6 protein-coding genes and 1 pseudogene are annotated in these 7740 nt (G+C 56.1%); 1 reads left to right on the plus strand and 6 read right to left on the minus strand.

What is annotated here, in order from left to right:
• Window positions 1-383: 383 nt before the first annotated feature.
• From JCM25156_RS07115 to JCM25156_RS22295, 6 genes and pseudogenes are all read right to left on the minus strand, one after another.
• Window positions 384-1352 (minus strand): SMP-30/gluconolactonase/LRE family protein, encoded by a 969-nt coding sequence (locus JCM25156_RS07115; RefSeq protein WP_025812611.1) that lies wholly within the window; start codon window positions 1350-1352, stop codon window positions 384-386.
• Window positions 1349-2638, minus strand: a complete 1290-nt coding sequence (locus JCM25156_RS07120) for an MFS transporter (protein WP_227001135.1) — start codon at window positions 2636-2638, stop codon at window positions 1349-1351. The genes JCM25156_RS07115 and JCM25156_RS07120 overlap by 4 nt, the downstream gene beginning before the upstream one ends.
• Window positions 2639-2760: 122 nt before the next feature.
• Window positions 2761-3909 (minus strand): galactonate dehydratase, encoded by a 1149-nt coding sequence (gene dgoD, locus JCM25156_RS07125; protein WP_025812613.1) that lies wholly within the window; start codon window positions 3907-3909, stop codon window positions 2761-2763.
• A gap of 173 nt (window positions 3910-4082) precedes the next feature.
• Window positions 4083-4571, minus strand: a complete 489-nt coding sequence (locus tag JCM25156_RS22285; RefSeq protein ID WP_306301741.1) for a 2-dehydro-3-deoxy-6-phosphogalactonate aldolase — start codon at window positions 4569-4571, stop codon at window positions 4083-4085.
• A pseudogene (locus JCM25156_RS22290) lies at window positions 4568-5544 on the minus strand (2-dehydro-3-deoxygalactonokinase). Before JCM25156_RS22290 ends, JCM25156_RS22285 begins: the two are co-directional and overlap by 4 nt.
• Window positions 5531-6121, minus strand: a complete 591-nt coding sequence (locus JCM25156_RS22295) for an IclR family transcriptional regulator (protein WP_051577497.1) — start codon at window positions 6119-6121, stop codon at window positions 5531-5533. The pseudogene JCM25156_RS22290 and the gene JCM25156_RS22295 overlap by 14 nt, the downstream one beginning before the upstream one ends.
• A gap of 747 nt (window positions 6122-6868) precedes the next feature.
• Between JCM25156_RS22295 and JCM25156_RS27835 the strand changes: the two genes are divergently transcribed.
• Window positions 6869-7740, plus strand: an 872-nt coding sequence (locus JCM25156_RS27835; RefSeq protein WP_084296479.1) for an alpha/beta hydrolase, incomplete at its 3' end; no start/stop codon positions are given.

Below are 7740 nucleotides of genomic sequence, written 5' to 3' on the forward strand. Positions count from 1 at the left end.
GCACGTCCGCGAACGGCAATAACATCGATACAGACGGCGCGCCTTATCCGCGGACGGGCTGAAGGCGGAAACAATACGGTGAGTCATGGTCCACATAGGCCATGATCGGCCAGAGCCCGCAGCATTGTCATGACAATGCCTCCGGCTTGAGTGCGCGGGGCCTCCGTATAGCACAATGACAGACGGTCCTTTACATGTAGACATGTCTCCGATCGCAAATCTCTGGTAGAAGAAGACATGATTGATACTGGCGTCAGAAGCAGCTTGCCTAACCACGCTAACCTGGGTGAGGCCCGGTTGGGGTGCAGAAAATACTATATACAGCCGATGTAAAACGGAACTCGGTTCGTCGCAGCTCGTACGTGGAAACACCAAAAGACCAGCTAAAGATGGCCCTGTATGCCCACATAAAGCGCATAAAGCCCGTGTGATGCCGCCATGAACAGTCGGTTACGGCGCCTGCCGCCAAAACACAGATTGGCGCATCGTTCGGGTAAAGGAATATGGGCGCGGGGCCGGCCGGAAGGGCCGAATACCATCACACCGTTCAGATCCGGGCCACCGCCCCAGCCGCACCACAGATTGCCATCCATATCGCAACGCAGGCCGTCCGCACGGGCATTGGGGGCCGGTTCTATCAATAGGTGACGGGCGGCAATACGTGTCCGCCCGGCATCCAGTTCGCAGGCCCATATGGTATTGGGCAGGCTACCGCTATCAATGACGTAAAGAATGTCTCCTGCGGGAGAAAAGCACAGCCCGTTGGGATTGATGAATTCCGTGTCGACCTGTTGGAGCCTGCCGTCGGTGTCCAGACGGTACAGTCCGGTCGGCAGTTCTCCCGCTTCCGTCCCGCCGCCTTCATAAGCGCTCAGCAGGCCGTAATCCGGATCGGTAAACCAGATCGCACCATCCCGGGCTACGACAACATCATTGGGCGAGTTGAGTCGCTTTCCATCAAACCGGCTGGCCAGAATGGTAATCGTACCATCATATTCAGTACGGGTGACCTGTCTGCTTTCGTGTTCACAGGTAATCAGGCGCCCGCCCCGGTCGCGTGTATTGCCATTGGCATGCCGTGAGGGCGCACGGAACACGGATGTGCGCCGTGTTTCCTCCGACCAGCGCAGGATGCGGTCATTGGGGATGTCACTCCACAGCAGATAGCGCCCATCGCCAAACCAGACGGGGCCTTCACCCCATTCGGTGCCACGCGCCAGACATTCCACCTCGCTATGGGCCAGCAGGCAGGACGCAAAGGATGGATCAAGGCAGACGGGGTCATAATCCGGTCGCGGCAGATAGACAGGTTCCTGGGCATCGCTGATGCCCAATGCGAAAGAGGGAATCATGGGGTGATGCTTTCCTCACCTTCCATATGCCTTCCGGGCAGCGTTGGTGGCTGGTAGAAAATGACTGCCGCCACCATGAACGTGCCGATGACGACCGAACTTTCAATGGCCTGCGGCAGGCCCCACTGACCGCCCAGCCACGGCACGACGAAGCCGCATACGCCCTGGCCCAGCGCCGCCACGGCGTAACTGCACCCCATGCCGAAGGAACGGTTGGCCGAGGGAAAGCGCTGCGAAAGATAATGCGGCACCAGGGCAAAAACACTGTTGCCAAACAGCCCCATGACCAACGCGGCCCCAGCCAGCACCCACATGGAATTTGCGGAAATGAAAGGCCAGATATCCACGATCGTGATCAGGAAATATGTGACAAATACCGTTCGTTCTCCCATCCGTGTGGCCAGTAGACCACAGAGCGGCTTGCCAATCAGTGAACCCAGGCAGTAGCAGCCCAGCAGGGGAAAGACCTCGGCCGGGGTCAGGTTCTGTACCTTGCGCAACAGAGTGGGGTAAAAACTATATATCGCGGCATTCTGGAACTGAAGGACTGCCATGAACAGCAACGCCTGAAGTGCTGCGCCATCCAGTCTGAATCCGGTGCGCGAACGCGTTGTGGCGGATGAGGCGGGCGTGGCCTGCAGGCGCAGCCAGACCGGACTTTCAGCAACATCACGGCGGATGAAGATGGCCAGGATGGCCGGAATGACACCAATCAGGAACATGGCCCGCCACCCCCAGTAGGGCAGGACCACAGCCTGCACGGCAGCAGCGGCGAAGAAACCACATTCATACCCTGCCATCATGATCGACGAGGCCAGCGAGCGTGCCCGTGGCGGCACGCTTTCCATAAGCAGCGAGGCAGAGGCGGTCCATTCCCCCCCGAACCCGATACCAAACAGGAACTGCACAACCAGCATGCCCAGATAGGTCCATACCAGTGCCGTAAAACCGGAAAATGCTGCAAACCACAACACGCCGATCATGAATGTAAGCTTGCGGCCATACCGGTCGGACAGCCAGCCCCAACTGGTATTGCCCAGAATGCGCCCGACACTCTGAGCCGTAATGACCAGCCCCATGGCCGTCAGCCCCACGCCGAGGCTCTTGCCAATATCGGGCAGGCACAAAAGCAGGGCAACCTGATCGAATGCATCGAGAAACCAGCCCAGAAATGCCGCAAGGGTTACCCGCCAGTAGGGGCGCAGCAACATGAGGGGGCTGAGGCTATCATCATCATCCGGCATTGCCGCAAGACCGGACATGGAGAGAGTGCGTTGATCCGACACGTCTTGTTCTCCTGCATGCCCATTAAGGTGCATGCGCTATGTTATTCTGTCTTGTTTATGGGAATGGCAGACCTTTTTAGGGACAGGACAGGAAACGGGGGCATTCTGTACGCGCGATGGTCTTACCACTCCGCTACCGAACCATCTGCATGGCGCCAGACGGGGTTGCGCCAGCGATGGCCTTCGGCGGCTTTTTCCCTGACGTAATCCTCGTTGATCTCAATTCCCAGTCCGGGTCCGTCGGGAATGGCCACGGTGCCATCAACGTAGGAAAAGACCGATGGATCATTCACATAATCCAGCAGGTCATTACTTTTATTGTAATGGATGCCCAGGCTCTGTTCCTGAATGAAGGCATTGTAGCACAGCGCATCAAGCTGCAGGTTGGCCGCCAGTGCGATCGGCCCCAGAGGGCAGTGTAGTGCCACCGCCACATCATAGGCTTCCGCCATGGCAGCGATCTTGCGTGTTTCGGTAATACCGCCAGAGTGGGACGGATCGGGCTGAATGATGTCCACGCAGCCCTGTTCGAGTATTTTCTTGAAATCCCAGCGCGAGAACAGCCGCTCTCCCAGGGCGATCGGAGCGGAGCAATGGGCCGTTATTTCAGGAAGGGCATCAAAATTTTCGCTCAATACCGGCTCTTCTATGAACATGAGATCGAAAGGCTGCAGTTCACGCGCCAGCACCTTGGCCATGGGTTTGTGGACCCGGCCATGAAAATCCACACCGATACCGATATAGGGTCCCACCGCGTCCCGGATGGCGGCAACACGGGCAATGGCCGCATCGACTTTCTCATGACTGTCGATGAACTGCATTTCTTCCGTACCGTTCATTTTTACTGCCGTAAAACCGCGGGCAACCACATCCTTTGCGGCACGGGCCGTATCGGCAGGGCGGTCGCCGCCAATCCATGAATAGACCCGGATGCGGTCACGACATTTACCACCCAGCAACTGCCATACCGGCATGCCGAAAGCCTTGCCCTTTATATCCCACAGCGCCTGGTCAATACCGGCAATCGCGCTCATGTGGATGGCGCCACCGCGGTAGAAACCAGCGCGGTACATGACATTCCAGTGGTCCTCGATCATGAAGGGGTCCTTGCCGATCAGGTAATCGGACAGTTCTTCCACCATGGCGGCAACGGTTGCGGCGCGGCCTTCCACGACCGGCTCCCCCCAGCCGGCAATTCCCTCATCCGTTTCGATCTTGAGAAACAGCCAGCGCGGCGGAACCATGTAGGTACGTAGTGCTGTAATCTTCATTTTTGTTTCCTGTTATTGTTATTTTTACTTCGGACGGTGCACAGATTCAGGATAGGGCCTTCATGAAACGGTCGGCTGCACGCCCAACGTCCGCGGCTGTATTTCCAGCACGATATAACGCCGACCCCAGACCAAAACCCGCAGCGCCCGCAGCCAGATAGGACTGCATGTTATCAGGAGTAATCCCCTACGGGAATGAAACGGGTGCTACGCGGGAAGACGCTTTTCCACGCAGTCAGGGCCTTCGTGCCCAGCTGTTCCGCCGGGAACAGCTTGAGGGCATCCGCCCCGGCATGAAGAGCTGCGAACCCTTCGGTTGGGGTCGCCACGCCGGGGGTGCAGATCATGCCGCGCTTCTTGGCTTCCGTGATCACCGCCAGATCGGCGTGGGGCATGACAACCAGCCGCCCCCCATGGCTGGCAACCTCGCCCACCGCATCAGGGGATGTAACGGTGCCTGCCCCCACCAGGATCCGGTCCCCGAATGTATCCTGCAGCAGAGCGATACTCTGATAGGGTGCGGGTGAATTGAGGGGAACTTCGATAATGGTAAAGCCGGTGTCAACCAGCACGCGGCCGATGTCGAGCGCCTCGTGCGGTTGCACGCCGCGCAGGATGGCGATGAGAGGGCAACGGGTAAATGCCGTGTCGAAGCAGGTCATATGACAGCTCCTTTCTGGTCGTGTAAATGGGACGGAGTCCGGTCAAGCAGGTGGGCGGCACAGGCTAGCCGGAACAGGCCGGCAGGCGCAGTATTTCCCGCTATTGAAGGTGGGGGGTGCCCCAGTACCGTAAACGCCAGCCGATATCGCTGGCACAATGCGCGTTCGCCTACAAGAACAGGCGTGGCGTGCTGAGTGGCCTCCAACGCGGCCATGCCAGCGTGGATTTCTTCCCCGATCAGCAGACCGGACAGATAATCGGCGGTATAGGCGCGTTCCAGCCTGTTGCGCAGCACAACGGTGCGGGCCGAAAACAGGCGACCAGCAAGAGGAATGCCAGACTGAGCGGTACGGACCCCCATGGCAAAAGCCTCATCACGGTAGCCGTCATCAGGTGGCGCTGTTGAGGGCAGGCGACCAAGGATGCTGTGCCGCATAAGAACGGCAAACAGTTCACCCGTCATGAATGTCCGGAATTCTGTGATAATCTGCCCTTGTACTTGCGCCCATTTGGAGTGTGTGCCTGGCAGGACAACCGTATGATGGCTGTTCCCATCAGTTCCCATTATTCCGACAATCTGCGTTTCCTCGCCGCGCATCACATCGGGTAGGGAACCGTCCTTCAGCAGGCCCGGGACGATATGCAGCATGCCGTGGGCCGTAGGCTGCAGGCCCAGTCCGTCGGCGAGTTGGCACAAGGATGCTGGACAGGAAGATAGGATACTTCCCGCCAGCCGTTGATGCTTCCCACCATGCCACAGGCCAGCATGGGCACCGGATCATTCAGCCGCCATTGTGCGAGGATGTCTGACAGAACCTGCGCAAAACCACCATCCGGCAGATGGAGAATTCCCTGTCGGGCATGATGGGTATGCAAGATGATACCCTGCGCGTCGAGCAGCCATGCGCGTAGCGACGATGTACCCCAATCCAGCCCCAGTAGTGCGGGCTTTGCGGGATCAAGCGATTTCATGAGTCAGTCCTTTCCAACCCATTTGCCGCGAAATGGCTTCGGCCGCATTCAGAACCATAGGGGATAGTTCCTCCATGCGCGCGCGGGGAAGATAAACCGCCGCGCTGGCAATGCTGATTGCAGCCACGATGCAGCCACGTGCATCACGCAGGGGAGCGGCGACGCAATGTATGCCCGTTTCATTGTCTTCGAGATCGAACACGCAGCCCGTATTCCTGTAGGTGTGCATCCGCTCCAGCCACAGATCAGGAGACGTCCCTTTCTCTGTCGCGTCCCGATATAAACGCCGCCATTCGGATTTTGTGTCATCCAGCAGGAGCGCACGTCCAACACCGGTCAGGGCAAGGGGCATGCGCTGACCGATGCGGGAACGCATTTCCAATCCGCGCTGGCCGTTGACCTTGTCAAGATACAGGACATCATTCTCGACGCGGATACCGAGATGGATGGTATCCCGCGATTTTAGGCCCAGTTCACGTAGGATGGGGCGGGCCACTACGGCTATGGGGTTATCTTCCTGCGCGTGCTGTGCCAGTTCCAGAAAGCGTGGCCCGAGGAAATAGGTGTCGCCCGGCATTTGCCGGAGCCAGCGGCCTTGTACAAGAGCCGCTACCAGTCGCTGCGTTGTGCTGCGCGTATAGCCTGCATGGGTCATGAGGCAGGTAGGGAACGGTGGCCCTCGCTGACCGCCTGCAGCAAACACAAGCCCCGCCCAAGGGTCTGTGTCCCATCTGGCCATGTCTGGTCTCCTGCACTCATTGTATCTGGACCGCTATCTTGTTTTTGTTGTCTGAGCCTAGAACGCGATATCTGGGAATTTCAATATATGAATGGGAAACCCATATTGTGGGATATGATTAATTACACATGTTATACCTTGTGCGGCCATTAACTATTAATACATTACATAATATATATTTCGTGCACATTTATTTTATTCGGGGTTTATATATTTTCGATTTCTGTTCACGTTGACGTCATGATGGCGTTCTATCCATCAGACAGCAAGGCGAGCTTCGGCCAAAACACCCAGCCCCACGGTTGGCGTCGTTTTTAGTAGTCAAAATAACAATGTTTCATGTTGTGGATTCTATCTAGCGTATCTGCATCGGAACTTTCAGCGAAGAAAATGTGGATATGAAAGTATCCGAGCACGGAATCGATATATAAGAACAAATTAAATAATACTATATACAAAAAATAAAATAACAGGACGAATTAACGCGATGAGCATTAAATGCAATAGTACCAACAAAGTATACCTATGGTGTTGACATTTTCAGCATAAATATTGTGTGTTAATAAGCGGAAGGAGTGCATAATTATGGATAAATTACCACATTACCCCGATATCACCTCTATGAGCGGCCAGGCATCACGTCGCTCCATGCTTAAATATTTTTTTGCCACACTCCTGTTGCCGCCCATCTGTGCAATAGCTAAGGACACCAGCGCAAGTAACGCATCTATCCAAAATGCACTCGAAGCATGGGCAAATGCAGCGGGACTTTCTCCAGATATGCATCATGTCCGCACCATCATCGCCGATTATTTTGCGTCGACCCCTGAACATGCTTCGCTTCGCCAGCAGCGCCAACGCGCGGATGCGTTCTATCTTAACAACATTCCTCTTCCGGCTGATTTGCGGTTTACCGATGTGAATACGCGACCTGTCAAAGGTGAATGGTCCACAGGCAAGCTGACCGCCCCTCATAAAATCATGCTCTATCTGCACGGTGGAGGATATGTTTTAGGTAGTCCAAAAGGATGGCGGCCAGTTAGCGCAGTGATTGGACGCGAAGCAGGGATCATGACTTTTTCACTTGCCTATCGTCTTGCTCCCGAACACCCGTTTCCCGCAGCGCTGGAAGATGCGTGCACAGCATATCGCTGGTTGCTGTCCATGAACTATTCTGCCAGGCAGATCATTATCGCTGGAGATTCTGCTGGTGGTGGTCTGGCCCTGGCAGTGATGTTCAAACTTCGCTCATTAGGATTGCCGTTGCCCGCAGCCGCTTTCGTGATGTCACCTTGGACGGATCTGACACTTGGTGGCGACACGATGGATCGACCTCTCGAGTACGACCCGTATAATATAAAGGCCGACAACCAAAGGAATGTGCAGGCCTATCTAAAAGGAGGGGATGTCCGGAATCCGTATGTATCGCCATTATTCGGTGATTTTCGCGGCTTTCC

The sequence above is a fragment of the Komagataeibacter kakiaceti JCM 25156 genome, from assembly GCF_000613305.1.